General features: G+C 62.6%; 17 protein-coding genes. 13 read left to right on the top strand and 4 right to left on the bottom strand.

Annotated features, from left to right (window positions below; translation table 11 throughout):
- From ACTHLA_RS10965 to ACTHLA_RS10955, 3 genes are all read left to right on the top strand, one after another.
- On the top strand, positions 1-502 hold a 502-nt coding region (locus tag ACTHLA_RS10965; protein ID WP_440188745.1), incomplete at its 5' end, for a 2-oxo acid dehydrogenase subunit E2.
- 110 nt (positions 503-612) lie between these two features.
- Complete coding sequence (gene lpdA, locus ACTHLA_RS10960; RefSeq protein WP_440188742.1) at positions 613-2022, top strand: dihydrolipoyl dehydrogenase; 1410 nt, start codon at positions 613-615, stop codon at positions 2020-2022.
- A 554-nt stretch (positions 2023-2576) separates the two neighbouring features.
- Entirely contained in the window at positions 2577-3101 is a 525-nt protein-coding gene (locus tag ACTHLA_RS10955; RefSeq protein WP_440188740.1) for a hypothetical protein, read from the top strand.
- Here ACTHLA_RS10955 and ACTHLA_RS10950 read toward each other — a convergent pair.
- Positions 3098-3565, bottom strand: a complete 468-nt coding sequence (locus ACTHLA_RS10950; RefSeq protein ID WP_440188737.1) for a low molecular weight protein-tyrosine-phosphatase — start codon at positions 3563-3565, stop codon at positions 3098-3100. The two genes, ACTHLA_RS10955 and ACTHLA_RS10950, sit on opposite strands and share 4 nt — an antisense overlap.
- A gap of 75 nt (positions 3566-3640) precedes the next feature.
- Between ACTHLA_RS10950 and ACTHLA_RS10945 the strand changes: the two genes are divergently transcribed.
- Both ACTHLA_RS10945 and nth read left to right on the top strand, forming a co-directional pair.
- On the top strand, positions 3641-4156 hold the full coding sequence (locus tag ACTHLA_RS10945) for a GNAT family N-acetyltransferase (protein WP_440188734.1): 516 nt from the start codon (positions 3641-3643) through the stop codon (positions 4154-4156).
- Positions 4153-4794, top strand: a complete 642-nt coding sequence (nth, locus tag ACTHLA_RS10940) for an endonuclease III (RefSeq protein WP_440188731.1) — start codon at positions 4153-4155, stop codon at positions 4792-4794. The genes ACTHLA_RS10945 and nth overlap by 4 nt, the downstream gene beginning before the upstream one ends.
- Before the next feature lie 202 nt (positions 4795-4996).
- Here nth and ACTHLA_RS10935 read toward each other — a convergent pair whose 3' ends face one another.
- Positions 4997-5902: an ATP-grasp domain-containing protein gene (locus ACTHLA_RS10935; RefSeq protein ID WP_440188728.1), complete on the bottom strand. Its 906-nt coding sequence runs from the start codon at positions 5900-5902 to the stop codon at positions 4997-4999.
- Between the two features lie 58 nt (positions 5903-5960).
- Here ACTHLA_RS10935 and ACTHLA_RS10930 point away from each other — a divergent pair, with 58 nt between their 5' ends.
- Genes ACTHLA_RS10930 through socB form a run of 3 tightly spaced genes read left to right on the top strand, consistent with a single transcriptional unit; the run spans position 5961 to position 8280 of the window.
- A complete protein-coding gene (locus tag ACTHLA_RS10930; RefSeq protein WP_440188725.1) occupies positions 5961-6956 on the top strand; it encodes an adenosine kinase in 996 nt (331 codons plus the stop codon).
- Between the two features lie 60 nt (positions 6957-7016).
- Positions 7017-7601, top strand: a complete 585-nt coding sequence (socA, locus tag ACTHLA_RS10925; RefSeq protein ID WP_440188722.1) for a type VI toxin-antitoxin system SocA family antitoxin — start codon at positions 7017-7019, stop codon at positions 7599-7601.
- Positions 7570-8280: a type VI toxin-antitoxin system SocB family DNA replication inhibitor toxin gene (gene socB, locus ACTHLA_RS10920; protein ID WP_440188751.1), complete on the top strand. Its 711-nt coding sequence runs from the start codon at positions 7570-7572 to the stop codon at positions 8278-8280. The genes socA and socB overlap by 32 nt, the downstream gene beginning before the upstream one ends.
- Before the next feature lie 6 nt (positions 8281-8286).
- Here the strand turns inward: socB and ACTHLA_RS10915 are convergent, their stop codons facing one another.
- Both ACTHLA_RS10915 and ACTHLA_RS10910 read right to left on the bottom strand, forming a co-directional pair.
- Positions 8287-8868: a Smr/MutS family protein gene (locus ACTHLA_RS10915; RefSeq protein WP_440188719.1), complete on the bottom strand. Its 582-nt coding sequence runs from the start codon at positions 8866-8868 to the stop codon at positions 8287-8289.
- 61 nt (positions 8869-8929) lie between these two features.
- Positions 8930-11344 carry a PAS domain-containing protein gene (locus ACTHLA_RS10910; protein WP_440188716.1) on the bottom strand — a complete coding sequence of 805 codons (2415 nt, stop codon included), beginning with the start codon at positions 11342-11344 and terminating at the stop codon, positions 8930-8932.
- Between the two features lie 183 nt (positions 11345-11527).
- On the opposite strand from ACTHLA_RS10910, the gene obgE reads away from it, so the two are divergent.
- The 5 genes from obgE to ACTHLA_RS10885 all read left to right on the top strand — a co-directional run bounded on the left by obgE (position 11528) and on the right by ACTHLA_RS10885 (position 15422).
- Complete coding sequence (gene obgE, locus ACTHLA_RS10905) at positions 11528-12577, top strand: GTPase ObgE (protein ID WP_440188713.1); 1050 nt, start codon at positions 11528-11530, stop codon at positions 12575-12577.
- A gap of 4 nt (positions 12578-12581) precedes the next feature.
- Positions 12582-13232 (top strand): nicotinate-nucleotide adenylyltransferase, encoded by a 651-nt coding sequence (locus tag ACTHLA_RS10900; RefSeq protein ID WP_440188711.1) that lies wholly within the window; start codon positions 12582-12584, stop codon positions 13230-13232.
- 192 nt (positions 13233-13424) lie between these two features.
- The gene (rsfS, locus tag ACTHLA_RS10895; protein WP_440188708.1) at positions 13425-13760 is read left to right on the top strand and encodes a ribosome silencing factor; all 336 of its coding nucleotides are present in this window, start codon (positions 13425-13427) and stop codon (positions 13758-13760) included.
- A gap of 7 nt (positions 13761-13767) precedes the next feature.
- Complete coding sequence (rlmH, locus tag ACTHLA_RS10890; RefSeq protein ID WP_440188705.1) at positions 13768-14259, top strand: 23S rRNA (pseudouridine(1915)-N(3))-methyltransferase RlmH; 492 nt, start codon at positions 13768-13770, stop codon at positions 14257-14259.
- 53 nt (positions 14260-14312) lie between these two features.
- Positions 14313-15422 carry a murein hydrolase activator EnvC family protein gene (locus ACTHLA_RS10885; RefSeq protein WP_440188702.1) on the top strand — a complete coding sequence of 370 codons (1110 nt, stop codon included), beginning with the start codon at positions 14313-14315 and terminating at the stop codon, positions 15420-15422.
- Positions 15423-15499: the final 77 nt, after the last annotated feature.

Here is a 15499-nt window from a genome sequence, read left to right as displayed (position 1 = left end):
CAAGGCCGTGGTCGCCGCGCTCAAGGACATCCCGGCGGTCAATGCCGAGATCGACGGCACGGACATCATCTACAAGAACCACTACGACCTCGGCATCGCCGTCGGCACCGAAAAGGGCCTGGTCGTGCCGGTGCTGCGCGACGTCGACACCCTGTCGCTGGCCGGTATCGAAAAGGGCATCGCCGCTCTGGGCAAGCAGGCGCGCGACGGCACGCTCTCCATCGACCAGTTGCAGGGCGGCACCTTCACCATCACCAATGGCGGCATCTACGGCTCGCTGATGTCGACTCCGATCCTGAACATGCCGCAGGTCGGCATCCTCGGCATGCACAATATCGTGCAGCGCCCCATGGTGGTGAACGGTCAGATCGTGGCGCGCCCGATGATGTATCTGGCCCTGTCCTACGATCACCGCATCGTCGACGGCAAGGAAGCCGTGACCTTCCTCGTCAAGGTCAAGGAAGGTCTGGAAGACCCGCAACGCTTCATCCTCGACGTCTGATCGGGACGCCGTTCCGCCCCGCAGCCTGTCTGCGGGGCGATTTCAGATAAGGCAGGCGCCGCGCTGGCGATTTGCGCGCGGCAAGGATTTAAGTTTGAAAGGGCCAGAACATGGCTGACGATCTGAATTTTGACGTGGTCATCATCGGCGGCGGGCCGGGCGGCTATAATGCGGCGGTGCGCGCAGGCCAGCTGGGCCTGAAGACCGCTATCGTCGAATATCGCGGCACGCTGGGCGGCACCTGCCTGAACGTCGGCTGCATGCCGTCCAAAGCGTTGCTGCACGCCTCGGAACTGTTCGAGGCCGCCGGGCATGAATTCGCCAATATCGGCATCGAGGTTACCGCGCCCAAGCTCAATCTGGTTCAGATGATGAAGTCCAAATCGGACAGCGTCACCGCCCTGACCAAGGGCGTCGAATTCCTGATGAAGAAGAACAAGGTGACCTATTTTGTCGGTCGCGGCCAGATCGCCGGGGCCGGGAAGGTCACCGTGACGGGCAATGACGGCGCGACGCAGACCCTGAGCGCGAAGAACATCGTCATCGCCACGGGCTCGGAGCCGACCCCGCTGCCTGGCGTCGAGGTCGATCAGAAGTCGATTGTGGATTCGACCGGCGCCCTGAGCCTGCCCGCCGTGCCGAAGTCGCTGGTCGTGATCGGCGCCGGTATTATCGGCCTCGAACTCGGCTCGGTCTGGCGTCGTCTCGGCGCGCAGGTCACGGTGGTGGAATTCCTCGACCGCATCACGCCGGGCATGGACACCGAGGTCGCCACGGCTTTCAAGCGCACACTGGAAAAGCAGGGCATGACCTTCAAGCTCGGCACGAAGGTGACCGCCGCCAAGCCGGGCGCCAAGGGCGTCGAACTGACGCTGGAGCCCGCCGCGGGCGGCGCCGCCGAAAAGATGAGCGCCGATGTGGTGCTGGTCGCCATCGGCCGCCGTCCCTTTACGCAGGGCCTCGGCCTTGAGTCCGTTGGCGTCACGCCGGACAAGCGCGGCTTTATCCCCGTCGATCACTTCAAGACCTCGGCGCCGGGCGTCTGGGCTATCGGCGATGTCATTCTGGGGCCAATGCTGGCGCACAAGGCCGAGGAAGACGCGGTCGCCTGTATCGAACTGATCGCGGGCAAGGCCGGTCACGTCGATTACAATCTTGTGCCTTCGGTGGTGTACACCAGCCCCGAAGTCGCCTGGGTCGGCCAGACCGAGGATCAGGTTAAGGCGTCGGGTGTGGCCTACAAGACCGGCAAATTCCCCTTCACCGCCAACAGCCGCGCCAAGATCAACCACGAAACCGACGGCTTCGTGAAGTTCATCGCCGACGCCAAGACCGACAAGGTGCTGGGCGTGCATATGATGGGGCCGCAGGTCGGTGAAATGATCGCCGAGGCCTGCGTGCTGATGGCCTTCTCCGGCGCCTCCGAAGACCTGGCCCGCATCTGCCACCCGCACCCGACCCGCTCCGAAGCCGTGCGCCAGGCGTCAATGGGCGTCGAAAACTGGACGATGCAGATGTAAAACTCTCAGGGTGAAAGTCCCTCGGCCTGGCGGCCTCAGTGTACTTTCACCCTGTCAAATGACGAAAAGAGCGGGTCGCAAGACCCGCTCTTTTTTTTAGATTTCTCATGCCTCCCCGGCTATGCCGGGGAGGGGGACCGCGCGGGCAAGGCCCGCGTGGTGGTGGGGTATCTTCCAATCTTATCCCCGCCCTCTCAAACGCCCGTAAAATCCCCCGATGGACTCTCCCCCGGCGGAACAGACGGACGACCTGACGACGCTGCAAAGCGGACGCGACCGTTTGCGCGCGTTGGCGGCGCGGGTGGCCGAGGCGATCGAGGCCATCCCCATGCCGGACAGCTTTCTGGAGGCCGAACGCGCGGCGCGATCCGTGACCACCGCCGACCGCATGATCAGCCGTCTGCCGCAGGACGAAGACGACGCGCAGACCGCCCTCCGCAATACGCTCAAAACCTATGGCGGCCGCCTGCTCGACACGCTTGAGACCCTGCCTCTGCCGAAAACCCACGCCGATGGCGAGCGCGCCGGGCGCTGCGTGCTGGCGACCCGAGCGCATGCTGACCCAGCTCCACGCCCCGCGCCTGCCCAAATCCGAGGCCACGCGCCCGCGCTTCGCCGACGACCTGCTGGACGACGAAACGCCGCCGCCGACCGATCCCGTGGACGCCTGGAATGAGGTGCAGGCCATGATCGACCGGGCGACGCGCGGCTATGCGCAACGGCGCGACATCTGGCCCGACGGCGCGCCCTATGATCGCAGCCGCGATGTCAGCGACGCCTTCGCCGAGGCCGACGCCAGCGTCTATGCCCACGCCACGATGCAGGACGAACCCGCCATGCGTCTGGCGGAACTCACCATAACCCGCGTCAACGCCATTGCGCGCGCCGCGGCCCGCCGCGACGGCAGATGGCCGGACGGATCGGCGTTCTCAGCGGACGATCCCGACTATTACGCCATTTCCGAATTTTACGAGATGATGGTGCTGGGCCGCGTCTCCACCCCGACCGACGGCTGGACGGAAAAGGCCGAACCGCCGGGCTTTCCGTGGTGGGTGGTCCGACGCACCCCGCCGGATTAAGCGATCAGCTTTGTCAACAAAGCCCCCGACGCCTGATCGCACAGGCGATAGACCGCTTCGAAATCGCGATCCGAGCCGTAATAGGGATCGGGCACGTCGTCGCGCATCCCCAGAGCCTCTTCGAGATAGAGCGCCACGCGCGCCCTCCCCGGAATCTGGCCTGACGCCATGCGCTCCAGATGGCGGACATTGTCGCGGTCAAGGCCGAGGATCAGGTCGAAAGCGTCGAAATCAACCGGTTTGACCTGCCGTGCGCATTGCGCTGACAGGTCAACGCCATGCCGCGCAGCGACCGCAATAGAACGCCGATCGGGCGGTTCGCCCTTATGCCAGCCGCCGCACCCGGCGGAATCGATCACGAAACGGTCCGCCACGCCGAGCGCCTGCGCGCGATGACGAAATACGCCCTCGGCCAGCGGCGAGCGACAGATATTACCCAGGCAGACGAACAGGATCGCGGTCATACCCTGGCTCCTACAGCTTAGGCTGCGCCGCCGCAAGCGCTTGCGGCGGCGGTGATTCGGCCCGATGGTGCTGGTATGACCACGCTGACTACAGAGCGCCTGATCCTGACGCCGCAAACCACAGGCGATCTCGACCCGCTGATCGCCCTTTGGGGCGACGCGGCCTTCACCGGCCAGATCGGCTTATCCATCATGTCGCCGGAGACGGTGTGGTTCCGCCTGTTGCGCGACATCGGCCACTGGTGGGTGTTCGGCTATGGCAATTGGGCAATCCGGCGACGCGAGGACGACGCTTTTCTGGGTAGCGTCGGCGTCTTCAACTATCGCCGCGATCTGGAGCCCGCCTTCGACGCGCCGGAGGTCGGTTGGGGACTGGCCCCTGCCTTTCACGGTCAGGGTTATGCGTTTGAAGCTCTGACCGCGGCCCTGAACCATGCCGATGCGGCGCTCGATTTGGCGCGCACGGTCTGCATGATCGACCCGAAGAATGCGCCGTCCATAAGACTGGCGCGCCGCGCGGGCTTTGACCTGTGGCGCGAAGGCCTTTATCGCGGCGAGACCCTGATCATGATGGAGCGCCTCAGACCATGACCCAGCCAAGCGCCGCCGCCGTCAAACGCCTGTTCGAGCGCTTTGAGCAGGACAAGCCGGAACCGAAAACCGAACTCGATTTCGTCAATCCCTATACGCTGGTCGTGGCGGTCGCCCTGTCGGCGCAAACCACCGACAAGGCGGTCAATAAGGCGACGGCGCCCCTGTTCAAAATCGCCGACACGCCGCAAAAAATGCTCGATCTCGGCGAGGAAAAACTGATGGCCATGATCAGCTCCATCGGCCTCTATCGCAACAAGGCGAAGAACGTCATCGCGCTCAGCCATATCCTGCTCGATAAGTATGACGGCCAGGTTCCGCTGACGCGCGAAGGGCTGATCAGCTTACCCGGCGTTGGCAACAAGACGGCCAGCGTGGTGTTGAACGAACTCGACATCGAACCGGCCATCGCCGTCGATACGCACGTCTTTCGCGTTTCGCACCGGCTGGGTCTTGTCGATTCCTCGGCCACTACGCCCGACAAGGTGGAAAAGCAGTTGATGGCGGTCATACCGAAAAAATGGCTGACCCGCGCGCACCACTGGCTGATCCTGCATGGCCGCTATGTCTGCACGGCGCGCAATCCGAAGTGCCTGAGCTGCATCGTCAGCGACCTGTGCCCGAAGATCGGAGTTTAAGTTATTATCCACAGATAAGCACAGATGTTCATACCCATTTCACGCTACCGCTATCTGTTGGCGTGTATGGTTGCGAGCGCAAAGCGCTCCTTGACATCCAATACGGCTCCGCCGTTAGCGGTAGCGTGAGTTGATCCTGAACATCTGTGTTCATCTGTGGATAAAAACCTTCTCAACTCACATAACCCGTGCGCGCCTCATATTACCCGTGACACCCGCACCCGACATGCAGCGCCTGTTCGACCGCATCCTTGAAACGCATCGAAGCTTCCAGATCATAGGTCAGGTAAAGGTCCGGCTCGATCAGTTCCAGCTCCATCAGGCAGAAGCCGTCATCGTCTGCGCGCACCATATCGACCCGCGCATATAACAATCGGTCGCGCCCGATATAGTCGATGCAGGCCTGCGCCAGCCGCAGCGCCTCGTCAGGCGGGGTCTGGGCGCGCAGATTCGCGTCGTAGTCGGGCTGGGAGCGGAAATCCCCGGCCTTGGGCGTTTTCAGCACGGCGTGGGAAAATTCCCCGACGAAGAAGATCAGCGACCATTCGCCTTCTGAGGCGATGGCGGGCATGTAGGGCTGGATCATGGCCGGTCCAACCGGCGGTACGGCCTTGGCGTCGCTGGCGGTAAAACCGTCCAGAGCCTCGCCGTCCCAAATCAGAGTGTTCTTGGCGCCTGCCGAAATGCGCGGCTTCAAGACCAGCGCCTTTTGCCCGAAATCCTCGCGCGCGCGGGCAATCTCGGCGTCCGTGACCTGATCGACGAACAGGGTCGGCACGATGCGGATTCCGGCCTCGGCCAGGTCGTGCAGATAGGCCTTATCGACGTTCCAGCTCACAATCTCCGGGGGATTGAACACGCGCCGATGCGCCGCCCCCATCGCCGTCATCGCGCCGACAAAGCTGTTCGGCGCATTATGATATCCCCATGCCACCAAAGGCAGGATAAGATCATAATCCTCAGAGATCGGCTGCGACCATGGCTGATCGAAAATCTCGGCGTCGAGCCCGGCCAGGGCCTCGCGATAGGCGTCCAGCACATAGGGCCAGCGGCCATGGTGCGACGGGTGGTCCGGGTTCGGGGTCAGGATCAATAAACGCTTGCTCATCGACTTCTTATTGATCCATAGGGTAACGGTGCGCAATCGGAAATTCGAGAATACCCTTATGACTTCTGCTTATGACATTACCGCCGTCGGCCACGCCATTGTCGATGTGCTGGCCCCCGCCGATGAGGCCTTTCTGGCCGCGCACGACCTGCACAAGGGCGCGATGACCCTGATCGACCAGCACCGCGCTCACAGCCTCTACGACCAGATGGCGGAGTCGGAAATGGCGTCGGGCGGTTCGGCGGGCAATACGATTGCGGGCGCGGCCTCGTTCGGCGCGAAGTGCGGCTATATCGGCAAGGTGGCGCACGACCATTTGGGCGAATTTTTCAGCCGCGACCTGATGAAGCTGGGCGTCGATTTCAAGACGCCGGTGCTGCACGACGACCCGACCTCGACCGGGCGCTGCCTGATCAATGTCACGGCGGACGGCCAGCGCACCATGGCCACCTTCCTCGGCGCCGCGGCCCTGATCAGCCCGCACGATCTCGACGCCGACATGATCCGCGCCTCGCAGATCACCTATCTCGAAGGCTATCTGTTCGACACGCCGTCGGGCCGTGAAACCTTCGCCAAGGCGGCGCAGATCGCGCGCGCGGCGGGCCGCAAGACGGCCATCACCTTGTCGGACATGTTCGTAGTCAATCGCTGGCGCGAAGACCTGCTGGCCTTCATCGACCGCCATATCGACCTCGTCTTCGCCAATGAGTCCGAACTGCTCGGCCTGTTCCAGACCGACGACTTCTATAAGGCGCTGCGTTATTTGCGCGCCCGCGTCGATCTCGCCTTCGTCACGCGCTCAGAGCAAGGCTCGGTGGTCGCCAAGATGGACGATACGCACACCATCCCCGCCGCCCCGGTCGCCAAGGTGATCGACACCACGGGCGCGGGCGACCAATATGCGGCGGGCGTCATGTATGGCCTGACGCAGGGCCTGCACGTCACCGCCTGCGCACAGCTCGGCTCGCTGGCCGCCGCCGAAGTCATCAGCCACTTCGGCCCCCGCCCGCTGGTGTCGCTGGCGACGTTGGCGAAAGAGGCGGCGCTAGTTTAACAGGTAGAAAACGGATAGGGTCTAATCCGCGATAATCTTAATTTGGCAGCTAAAATTAGAATGAACATTTCGGTCGAAGGATATGATCCGAGGGTAGTGGCCAATGCCATATTAGACTTGGCGGAGAATGAATTTGGCTGCAAGTTAAGTAACTTGAGGCTGCAAAAGCTTTTGTATTTTACTCATTGTAATTATTTATTTGAGTATTCAAGACCTCTAATTTATGGTTATTTTGAGGCTTGGCAATATGGTCCTGTAAGCGCACCCGTGTACAGTGCTTTCAAATTGGCGGGTGCCGGTGATATAGAATTTAGAGCTAAGAAATTTGATGTATTTTCGGGAGAAATGCTCTCATTGGATAGTTTGTCAGATAAGCAGGCAATAGCGGTTATAAGGAAAGTGTTGGATTGGTCTAAGCATTTAAGTAATGCGCAATTGGTTGATATATCTCACGCTAAAGGTGGGCCTTGGGACAAGGTAGTCCAAAGGGCAAAAAATTCTGTTGCCTTGGGAATGAGAATCACCGACCAATTGATAAAAGAAGCATATAAAAATCAAAAAATCATCTTGGGAGGGCAGCGTAACAAACTAGGAATAGGAGATATCCTTGAAGATGCGCCCTTTACACCCGACCGATTTAGCTAGACTGGCTACGTTCAGTCCCGCGCAACGTGAAGCTGCAATGCGTCGGATGACAAATAGCTATGCGCCCTATTCATATGATGCGTTACGTAAGTCTATTCCGGCTATAACAAATGTACAGTTTCCGCTTTTCAAAACAGAGCGCTTGAGTTGGGAAAACGTCAAAGCTGGAATTTTGAAAGAATGCCGTACTCAGCCTGCAAAAATTCCTAATTTGGCCACGGGTAAAGGTTTATATAATTTTTGTATAGATAATTCTGTTCAGTCTATTGCTAGAGATTTCGGGCAATTTCGTCTAAAATTCGGCCAATCAGTTGTTTATTGGGAAGATATTATTGTTCAAATTAAAGGTCGCCCTTATGTAATTTGCGTCGATCCAAGATTGTCAAATGGCTTAAATTCTCAATCAAAATCATTTGTATTTTCAATGATGCATGAACATATTAGAGCGAATAACCCTGATTATGTATCAATTCAATTTGCAGTTTGTCAATTCGAGCGTAATATTGATGGTGTGCGAAAAGTCATAATATCTCAAGAAGATGGATACGAGCTTTATACTTTGGATCGTCTCGAAGATTTAACAGGAGAGACATTAGAAGCATGGCGCAAAATATCAACGGAACGCGAAGAAGAAGTTAGGCGTGGTACTAAGCGAACCGGTACCGGCGGTCTTTTATAAACTTATTTAAGTTCGCCGTTTGAGCGCCACATAGAGCGCGCCGGTTCCGCCGTGGCGCGCGTGGGCCGGAGAGATACCGGCGACGATGTGTGCAAGGGCCGGATCGGCCAGCCATTCCGGCGTCATGCGCTTCAGGAGCCCATTTTCGGCCACGCCCTTGCCGGTGATGACCAGCACGGCGCGATAGTCGTTGGCCCAGGCCTGCTGCACGAACGCCTTGAGTCGGGCCTCGGCAGCGATGCTGTTCAGACCGTGCAGGTCGAGCCGCGCTTCGATCGGGTCGCGTTCGCGGCTGATGCGGCGCTTGCGTTTCGGCTCGATCGGGTCGGGCGCAATGTCGGCGGCGCGGGTCAGGCGAAAGCCGGAAGCCGGGCGGATCGCCTCGCCGATGCGGAAGGGCGTCAGCGGCGCAGGCTTAGGGACAGGGGCGCTCATCATGCTCTTTTCCGGCGGCATGCCGGTCAGGCGCAGAGTCTCGATATCGGGCGGGGCCGGTTCGGGTTTGACCGAAGGCTTGTGCGGGCGGACCGTGGCCGTCACCAGCGACCACAGCCGCAAATCCTCGCTTTTGAACCTGTATCGTGACATGCGCCGGGACGTGCAAACCGTGAGACCGGCACCTTACGCGATCCGGTCTGCGGCGTCAGCCTTAAAACTCTTCCGACTGAAAGGCCTGCAACTGGCGCGTCAGACGTTCGCCGCGCTTGCCGGCGGCGAGGGCGGCTTCGGACAGGCGGCGCAGATTGTCCGGGCTGTTCTCCTGCTTCGCCATGACTTCCAGCGCGCCATTGATCACGCCCAGCATCTGGGCGAAATCTTGCGCCACGTCGGCGGTCAGGCGCCCGACCGTCTCGAAACGCTGGGCGGCGTTCAGAGCCTCGGACAGTTCATTGAGCCGTGTGCGGGCGGCGTCGGCTTCGCCTTGCGCGGTTTCCAGCGCGTTCTGCAAGTCGGCCAGCCGCGTCTCGGTCGCCGGATCGACGGCGGGCCGCGTCTGCAATTCCGCCTGCGCGGCGTCGAAGGCGGCCTGCAACTTGGCGGACTTGGCCTGTGCGGCGTGCAGTTTCGCCTGCCAGGCGCTGGCGTCCGGTTCCGGCGCGGGCGCGTTGCGCAGCGCCTCGTGCGCGGCGGTTAATTCGGCGTGGGCGGTTTGCAGGGCGGCGAACCTGTCCTGCCAATCCTTTATCTGCGCCTCGTACGGCGCATAGTCCGGCTGCGGCGCCGGCGCCTCGGCCAGGGCGACATAGCGGCGTTGCAGCAGGGCGAGCAGGTTGCGGCTTTCGGCCAGATCGTCCTCCAGCTCCTGAATGCGCGCATCGTAGGCGCGCGTATCCGGCTCCGGCGGCGGCGCGGCGGCCATAGCCGCCTGACGCTTGCGCAGCTCTTCATTGTCGGCGTGCGCCGCCGCCAGTTCGGCCTCCAGCTCCACAAGGCGCGGATCGGGCTGCGCCTGCAGGCTGCGCGCGGCGTCCAGCGCGTCTTCAAGCGCGGCGAGGCGCTGTTTCAGCGTCGCATTTTCGGCGATGAGCGCAGGATCTGGGGCGGCGACCGGTGCGTCGCGCCAGGCGTACACCGTGTCGGCGTCTTCTTCCGCCGCCAGTTGCATGGCTTCGGCGCGGCCCTGCGCGAAGGCTTCGGCGACGGCGGCTTCATGGTGGGTCTGCAACGCGGCGAGCGCCGCCTGATGCTGCGCCTCCGCCTCCGCCAGCGCGGCGGCGAGCCCGTCCGCGTCATCCGCAGGCTTCGGCGCGTCGCGCCAAGGCGTAATGTCGTAGGCGACGCCATAAAGGCGGCGCTGTCCGTCCGGCGTCGTTTCGGCGCGGCCCTGCAGGCTGATCCAGCGCACGCCGCCGTCAGATTGCGTCACCGGCATGTCGAGCGCGATCTCGTCACGCTCGCCGTTCATCAGCGCGCCAAAGGCTTGATCGGCGCGCGCCTGATCCTCGGCGGCGATGCGTGTCGGGCCGCCTTCGACCTCACGTCCGATCAGGCGGCGCAGGCCGTCGTCCTCGACAATGACATCGGCTGCGGGATCGTAGTGCCAGACCCCGACGCCGAGCGCGGCGCGCGTCTGCTCGGCGGCGCGATGATCGGCCAGTTCCTCGGCCTCCTGAGGATCTGCGGCCTGAACAGGCGACGCAGCCATGTCCGCCAGCGGCAGGGCCATGACAGTCAGCCCTTCGGCGCCGCCCTCCTGTGTGCGCACGCGCCAGGCGGTGACGCGCATCGGCGCCGCTTCGCCGGTGCGCGGCGAGCGCAGACTCAGGTCGCGCGACACGGCGTGGCCGTCGCTGTCGCCCTGTACCCCGGCCAGATAGTCCATCGCGGCCTGAAATTCGGCTTCAGGCACAAAGTCCTGCGTCCAGTTCACGCCCAGGGCCTGCTCGCGCGTCACGTCGAAGGCGCTGAGCGCGGCGGCGTTGAGATCGACCACCTTGCCGCTGGCGTCCAGTCCCCAGAAGGGCAGGCTGGCCGCCTCGAACCAGTGGCCGCGCCACAGGCCGTTGAGATCGTCAATGCCTTCGCCCTGCGTGGTCTCCAGCTCGACAAAGGCGGCGCTGGAGCCGATGACCTCGCCGACGCTGTTCATCACCGGCATGGAGGTGACGGACACAAGGATTTTCTCGCGCGCGCCATAGCGGGTCAGCATGTGCTGGAATCCCTTGACCGTCTGGCCGCGCAGAGTGCGCGCAATCGGCAGAAGGTCGGCGGCGATCACGCGCCCGTCGGGATAGGTGATGCCCCAGGTCGCCGAATGAAAACGCAGGCCCAGCAGCTCATTGTCCTTGCGGCCCAGAAGCTGGTGCGCGGCGCGGTTGGCGAAGGTGAACTTGCCGGTGGCGTCGGTCTCGACCAGAGCGACCGGCACGGCGTTCAGCACATTGAACATGCGCCGCTCCAGCGTGTCGATCTTGCGCTCGGCCTTGAACAGCAAATCCTGAAACTGCCGCACCTGCGTCGTTTTCAACGCCGCCAGCAGCCCGCCCAGAATGGCCAGCACAAGCAGAACAGCCGCCGCCGCCCCCAGCAGCAGGACGAGATCGTGCTCGTTCTGTAACAACATGCCGTCAACCCCTTAGCACTCGGTCACGCAAGCGCCGTTTCGCATCGTTTTGCGACAGACGGCGCCCTTCGACCCGTCTCCAGCAAAAATCATACCTGTCGCCTCTGCAAGCGGATTCTCTCAGGCGCGCTTCGTAACGCCGCCTCGCTTGCTAATTTTCAGGTTTTCGTTCAAAGAGGCGCGATGAAATTCCTCGATCAGTGTAAAATCTTTATCCGCTCAGGCAATGGCGGCGCGGGATCGGTGTCGTTCCGGCGGGAGAAGTTTATCCCGAACGGCGGCCCGGACGGCGGCGACGGCGGCAAGGGCGGCGATGTCTGGATTGAGGCGGTCGAAGGTCTGAACACCCTGATCGACTATCGCTACCAGCAGCATTTCAAGGCCAAGACCGGCGAACACGGCAAGGGCCGCCAGATGCACGGCGCCAATGCCGACGACGTGGTGCTGCGCGTACCGGTCGGCACCGAGGTGCTGGACGAAGAGCAGGAGACGGTGATCGTCGATCTCGACGAGGCGGGCAAGCGTTATCTGCTGGCCAAGGGCGGCAATGGCGGCTGGGGCAATACCCGCTTCAAGGGGCCGGTCAATCAGGCGCCGACCTTCGCCCTGCCCGGTCAGGACGGCGAGGAGCGCTGGATCTGGCTGCGGCTGAAGCTGATCGCCGACGCCGGGCTGGTCGGGCTGCCGAATGCGGGCAAATCGACCTTTTTGGCGGCGTCTTCGGCGGCGCGGCCCAAGATCGCCGACTATCCCTTCACCACCTTAACGCCCAATCTCGGCGTCATCGACCTGGGGCCGGAGCAGCGCTTCGTGCTGGCCGATATTCCGGGCCTGATCGAAGGCGCCTCAGAAGGGGCGGGGCTCGGTACGCGCTTTTTGGGCCATGTCGAGCGCAACAAGGTGCTGATTCACCTGATCGACGGCGCGCAGGACGATCCGGTCGAGGCCTATCGCGTCATCCGTCATGAGCTGGAGGCCTATGACGAGGAGCTGGCGAAGAAGCCGGAGATCGTCGCGATCAACAAATGCGACGCGCTCGACGCCGAGGCGCGCAAGAAGGTCGCCAAGGCGATCAAGAAGGCGTCCGGCCAGACGCCGCATCTGATCTCCGGCGTGACCGGCGAGGGCGTGCGCGAACTTCTGTTCGCGGCGCTTGACGCTATCGAAGCGGGCCGCGCAGCGCCGAAGCCTGCGGAAAGCTCAGGCGCTTACAACCCCTGGGACAACGCATAGACTCATGTGGTTCGCCGGTCTCGCCCCGATGTCGCCCGCCGTGCGCGCGGGCGGACTGCGCCCCGGCTTTCATCTTGAGCCGGGCATGAAGATCGGCCTGTTCGGCGGCTCGTTCAATCCGGCGCATGAAGGCCACCAGCATGTCGCCGAGACGGCCCGCGTCAAGCTGGGTCTGGATCGCATCATCTGGCTGGTCTCGCCGCAGAACCCGCTCAAAAGCCGTGACGAGACGGCGCCCCTAGCCGAGCGCATCGCGCAGATCGCGCCGTTTATCGGCCCCAAGGACATTATCTCGGACTTCGAGACGCGCATCCGCGCCACCTATACGCTCGATACGCTGCGGGCCTTGAAGGCGCGCTTTCCGGGCGTGCATTTCGTCTGGATCATGGGCGGCGATTCGCTGGCGGGCTTTCACCGCTGGCGCGGCTGGGTGCAGTTGATGCACATGGTGCCGATGGCCATCGTCTCGCGACCCGGCGCCCTGATGAAGGCGCGCCTGTCGCCCGCGCCGCAGCGTTTCGCCCATTTCCGCAAGCCGGAGCGCGCCGCGCGCGTGCTGGCCTTTCAGACGCCCCCGGCCTGGACCTATCTCAAGGGACCGCTGCACAGCCACTCCTCGACCGCGATCCGGATGGGCCGTCTCAACAAATCTTGATAGCTTCATTATATAGGCGGATGACCGGGCGGCCTTTTTGTGCTAGCCTCAGTCCATCCGTGACAAAAAGGAACCCTGACACTGTCTCGTCAAACCGCGCAGAGCGCGCCAGAAAATGCCCCTTCACCGGCGGCTTTTACCGATATTGAGCCCGACAGTACGGGCTCGACCCTGTCCGATGACGTCGAAGGCATGGAGCCTCTGGAACGTCTGATCGTCGAGCGTCTCGATGACGACAAGGCGCAGGACATTGTCTGCATCGACCTGAAGGGCAAGTCCTCGGTCGCCGACACCCTGATCATCGCTTCGGGCCGCTCCCACCGCCATGTCGGCGCGCTGGCCGACCATGTGTTGCGCGCCCTGAAAGACGCCGGTTTCGGCAAGGCCAAGGTCGAGGGCCTGCCCGCCTGCGACTGGGTGCTGATCGACGTCGGCGACGTGGTGGTTCACCTGTTCCGGCCCGAAGTGCGCAGCTTCTACAATATCGAGAAGATCTGGTCGCTGTCGCCGGAAGGCGCGCAGGCTTAAACGGCTAGTGAAGCTCACCCTTTGCGCCGTCGGCAAGCTGGGGGCGACGGTCGAGAATAACCTCGCCAAAGACTATATCAGCCGCGCCGGTCAGACCGGGCGCGGCCTTGGCGTGTCCGCCGTCGAACTGATCGAGGTCGATGCGCGTAAGGCGGCCAAGGCGCAGACCTCCGCCCTGTTAAAGGCGCAGGAGGCCGACGCCATCCGCGACGCTCTGGGGGAGCCGGGGATTTTGATCACCTGCGACGAACATGGCGACGCCCTGACCTCGCGCCAGATCGCCCGCCGCATCGAAGGTTTTAAAGACAGGGGCGAGCGTCGCGTGACCTTCCTGATCGGCGGGGCGGACGGGCTCGATCCGTCCTTGCTGGAGGCGTCGGCCTTTTCGCTGGCCTTCGGGCCGCAGACCTGGCCGCACGCCCTTGCGCGCGTCATGCTGGCTGAACAGTTGTACCGAGGCTTAAGCATCCTCGCCGGTTCGCCCTATCACAGGGATTGAGCGCGAAAACAAACGGGCCTATCTAATCGGGCATGTCTTTTCGGCGCACATGTTTGGGGCTGGCCGCCTGCGGCCTGATCGTGCTGGGTCTGGCGCGCGCCGACGCGCAGGGCAGCCAGAAGCCGGTCAGCGCCGCCGATCAGGCCACGCTCGACAATCTGGCCGCCCAGCGCCGCGCCGACGAGCGCAAGAGCGACGCCAACCGCCAGACCGCCCGCCAGATCGCGCAGGAAATCGAAGACCTGCGCCAGCAGATCGTCGATATTTCCAAACGTCAGGGCGCCTCGGAACAGCGCAGCGCCGTCTATCGCGCCAAGCTGGAGACGATCAATCTGCGCGAGGCCGACATCACGCGGCAACTGAGCGAGGCGCGCGGGCGCGAAGCGCGGCTCTTAAGCGCATTGCAAATCTACACCCGCAATCCGCCGCCCGCCCTTTTGATGTCGCCGCGCAAGGCCAATGACGCCGTGATGGCCGCCATCATCATGCAGGCGATCACGCCGGAGTTGAAGAAGCGCACCGACGTGCTGATCCGGCAGAACGCCGACCTGATCAATCTGCGCCGCCAGTCGGCCTTGCAGAACGAGGCGCTGCTGGTCAGCGACAGCGATATTTCCGACCAGCGCAGCCAGATCGAAAAGCTGATCGGTCAGAAGATGGCGCTGGAGGATCAGTTGCTCAATCAGGCCGACCAGATGCAGGCGCAGGCGCTGGAGTTGAAAACCCACGAAGACCGGATGCGCGGAACCGCGCCCCTGCGCGGTCTGCTCGACATGCTGCATCCCGATAATGACCGCAGCCATTTGCAGCCGCCCGTGGTCGGCGACCTGATCCGCACCTTCGGTCAGGACGGCGCGCGCGGCGTCACCTACGCCGCCGAACCGGGCTCGCAGGTCATCGCGCCCGCCGAGGGCGAGGTCGAATTCGTCGGTCCGGTCGAATCTTACGGTCAGGTGGTGATCCTGAACATCGGCAATAATTATCGCGCCGTCGTCACCGGCATTGGCCGCGTCTATGTCGATAAGGGCCAGACCGTGGCCCTGCACGAACCGCTGGGACGCCTGCCCAACCTGTCGGACAAGAAGGCGCAGCTCTATCTCGAACTGCGCCACGGCGACGATGTCGTCAACCCGACCGGCGCCGTGCAACTGGCGGGGAATTAGAGCGTTTCCCCAAAAAGTGGTTCCACTTTTTGGATAAGGAAGAGCGACAAAACAAAGGCTTGGAGCGCCGATCTGAT

Origin of the sequence: Asticcacaulis sp. (genome assembly GCF_051956075.1) — a bacterium.
Taxonomy (GTDB): Bacteria; Pseudomonadota; Alphaproteobacteria; order Caulobacterales; family Caulobacteraceae; genus Asticcacaulis.
This window is presented reverse-complemented; position numbering and strand designations above follow the sequence as displayed.

Coding starts and splice junctions, on each gene's coding strand:
- obgE (WP_440188713.1), top strand. CDS start 11,528: ATGAAATTCCTCGATCAGTGTAAAATCTTTATCCGCTCAGGCAATGGC.
- ACTHLA_RS10910 (WP_440188716.1), bottom strand. CDS start 11,344: ATGTTGTTACAGAACGAGCACGATCTCGTCCTGCTGCTGGGGGCGGCG.
- socB (WP_440188751.1), top strand. CDS start 7,570: ATGCGCCCTTTACACCCGACCGATTTAGCTAGACTGGCTACGTTCAGT.
- ACTHLA_RS10930 (WP_440188725.1), top strand. CDS start 5,961: ATGACTTCTGCTTATGACATTACCGCCGTCGGCCACGCCATTGTCGAT.
- socA (WP_440188722.1), top strand. CDS start 7,017: ATGAACATTTCGGTCGAAGGATATGATCCGAGGGTAGTGGCCAATGCC.
- ACTHLA_RS10950 (WP_440188737.1), bottom strand. CDS start 3,565: ATGACCGCGATCCTGTTCGTCTGCCTGGGTAATATCTGTCGCTCGCCG.
- lpdA (WP_440188742.1), top strand. CDS start 613: ATGGCTGACGATCTGAATTTTGACGTGGTCATCATCGGCGGCGGGCCG.
- ACTHLA_RS10935 (WP_440188728.1), bottom strand. CDS start 5,902: ATGAGCAAGCGTTTATTGATCCTGACCCCGAACCCGGACCACCCGTCG.
- ACTHLA_RS10915 (WP_440188719.1), bottom strand. CDS start 8,868: ATGTCACGATACAGGTTCAAAAGCGAGGATTTGCGGCTGTGGTCGCTG.
- rsfS (WP_440188708.1), top strand. CDS start 13,425: ATGGAGCCTCTGGAACGTCTGATCGTCGAGCGTCTCGATGACGACAAG.
- ACTHLA_RS10955 (WP_440188740.1), top strand. CDS start 2,577: ATGCTGACCCAGCTCCACGCCCCGCGCCTGCCCAAATCCGAGGCCACG.
- ACTHLA_RS10945 (WP_440188734.1), top strand. CDS start 3,641: ATGACCACGCTGACTACAGAGCGCCTGATCCTGACGCCGCAAACCACA.
- nth (WP_440188731.1), top strand. CDS start 4,153: ATGACCCAGCCAAGCGCCGCCGCCGTCAAACGCCTGTTCGAGCGCTTT.
- ACTHLA_RS10900 (WP_440188711.1), top strand. CDS start 12,582: ATGTGGTTCGCCGGTCTCGCCCCGATGTCGCCCGCCGTGCGCGCGGGC.